Origin of the sequence: Kitasatospora sp. MY 5-36 (assembly GCF_001182915.1) — a bacterium.
In the GTDB taxonomy this organism is placed as follows: domain Bacteria; phylum Actinomycetota; class Actinomycetes; order Streptomycetales; family Streptomycetaceae; genus Kitasatospora.
Genome location: NZ_LFVW01001078.1, coordinates 1 through 2,051 on the forward strand (window position 1 = coordinate 1; position 2,051 = coordinate 2,051).

The following is a 2,051-nucleotide window of genomic DNA, read 5'->3' on the forward strand; positions in this document are numbered from 1 at the left end:
CCTGGCTTGACAACATCATTGGGAATCTCCCTGGTTCGGCCTCAGTCCGCCAGGCCCAGTGGGTCCGGGGCGGTGTCCAGCAGGTGGGGGCCGTTGTTGCGGACGCTGTTGACGGTGGTGGGGACGGCGCGGACGCGCAGGGTGTCGTCGGCGGGGCTGTGCAGCAGGTGGTGGAGTTCGGCGGGGTCGGTGTGGGCGGGGGAGAGCCAGGTGGCGAGGTCGTCGGGGGCGATGGTGAGGGGCATCCGGTCGTGGACGCGGCCGGCGGAGTCGGTGGCGTCGGTGGTGATGACGGTGGCGGTGGCGAGCCAGGCGAGCGGGTCGTCCTCGGGGCGGGGGGGGTCGCGCCAGAACTCGTAGAGGCCGGCCATCAGCATCAGGCCGCCGGTGCTGAGGAAGTAGGGCTGCTTGTACTTCTTCCGGTCGGCGGCGGCGGGGACCTCGCGCCACTCGAAGTAGCCGTCGGCGGGGATCACGCAGCGGCGGGTGGTGAAGGCCTTGCGGAAGGCGGGTTTGGTGTCGACGGTCTCCGAGCGGGCGTTGATCAGGCGGGCGCCGCCGGACGGGTCCTTGGCCCAGGACGGGACCAGGCCCCAGCGCAGCGGGCGCAGTTGGCGCAGCAGTTCGCCGGTGTCCCGGTCGACGCGTTCCAGGACGGCCGGGACCGGGTCGGTCGGGGCGACGTTCCAGCTCGGCGCGAAGGTCTCGGCCGGGTCCCACCGGAGCTCCCCGAGCAGGGAGACGAGGTCCTGGGGCGTGGTGGTGGAGACGAAGCGGCCGCACATGCCCCCAGCCTGCCACGCGGTACGGACAACGGCGTTCAGCGCGGCGCGCGCCCGCCCGGGGTGTGTCCGAAGGCTCGGCGGTACACGTCGATGAAGGCGCTGGCGGAGGCCCAGCCGCAGCGGTGCGCCACGGTGGTGACGGGCAGGCCCTCGGCGAGCAGCACCAGGGCGTGGTGCAGCCGCAGCTGGGTGCGCCACTGGGGGAAGGTCATGCCGAGGTCGGCGCGGAACAGCCGGGAGAGGGTGCGGTCGCTGGCGCCGACGGCGCGGCCGAGTTCGGCGAGCGTACGGCCGTCGGCCGGGTCGGCCTCCAGCAGCGCGCACAGGGCGCGGAGCAGGGGCGTGGCGGGGGGGGGGAGGTGGAGCGGGCTCTGCGGGGAGGCGCGCAGCTGGTCGAGCAGGACGGCGCGCAGCCGGGCGCGTTCGGGGGTGTCCTGGTCGGGGGTGCGGGTGTAGGCGACGATCAGTTCGCGCAGCAGCGGCCCGACGGCGAGGACGGTCGGGCGGTCGAGGCCGAGCGGGTTGTCGGCGGGCAGGCCGACCAGGTGGAGTTCGAGTTCGCCATGGGCCTGGTGGGCGTGGACGGTGCCGGCCGGGATCCACAGCGCGCGGTCGCCGGGGGCGACCCAGGAGCCGGCGTCGGTGGTGATGCCGACCACGCCGCGGGCGGCATAGGCGATCTGGTGGTCGTCGTGCCGGTGCGCGTCGATGGCGCCGCCGGAGGGCAGCAGGCGGGCCTCGGTCGACGCGACGGGAGTGTGGCGCGAGGCGACGGGTGTATGGCGCGAGGCGACGGGATCGTGGCGGATTCTCGGCATCGGATGGCAGGTTATCGGAAGTCCGACAGCGGGTGCGGGCCCGAGGCTGGCGGCATGCCGAAACGATCCTCCGACCGCAGGTCGATCCTCCTGCTCTCCGTCGGGCACTCCTGTGTGGACGTCTACCAGGGCGCGGTGGCGGCCCTGGTGCCGTTCTTCGCGGCCGAGCGCCATTACGGGTACGCCGCCGTGTCCGGGGTGGTGCTCGCCGCCTCGCTGCTCTCCTCGGTGGCGCAGCCGCTGTTCGGGGCGCTCACCGACCGCCGGCCGCTGCCCTGGCTGCTGCCGGTCAGCACGCTGCTGGGCGGCGCGGGCATCGCGCTCAGCGGGGTGGGCGGCTCGTACGGGCTGACGCTGGCCTTCGTGGCGCTGTCCGGGGTCGGGGTGGCGGCCTACCACCCGGAGTCGGCCCGGGTGGCCCGGCTGGCGGCGCGGCGGGCGGGGGACG

Annotated in this window: 3 protein-coding genes; 1 reads left to right on the plus strand and 2 read right to left on the minus strand. The window is 74.6% G+C overall.

Features of this window, described 5'->3' with window-relative positions; translation table 11 throughout:
- Window positions 1-41: 41 nt before the first annotated feature.
- Window positions 42-785 (minus strand): SOS response-associated peptidase, encoded by a 744-nt coding sequence (locus AE652_RS40255; RefSeq protein ID WP_049660721.1) that lies wholly within the window; start codon window positions 783-785, stop codon window positions 42-44.
- A 35-nt stretch (window positions 786-820) separates the two neighbouring features.
- Window positions 821-1,603, minus strand: coding sequence for a helix-turn-helix domain-containing protein (locus tag AE652_RS40260; protein ID WP_049660723.1), 783 nt, complete (start codon window positions 1,601-1,603; stop codon window positions 821-823).
- Window positions 1,604-1,657: 54 nt separating this feature from the next.
- On the opposite strand from AE652_RS40260, the gene AE652_RS40265 reads away from it, so the two are divergent.
- On the plus strand, window positions 1,658-2,051 hold a 394-nt coding region (locus AE652_RS40265), incomplete at its 3' end, for an MFS transporter (RefSeq protein WP_049660726.1).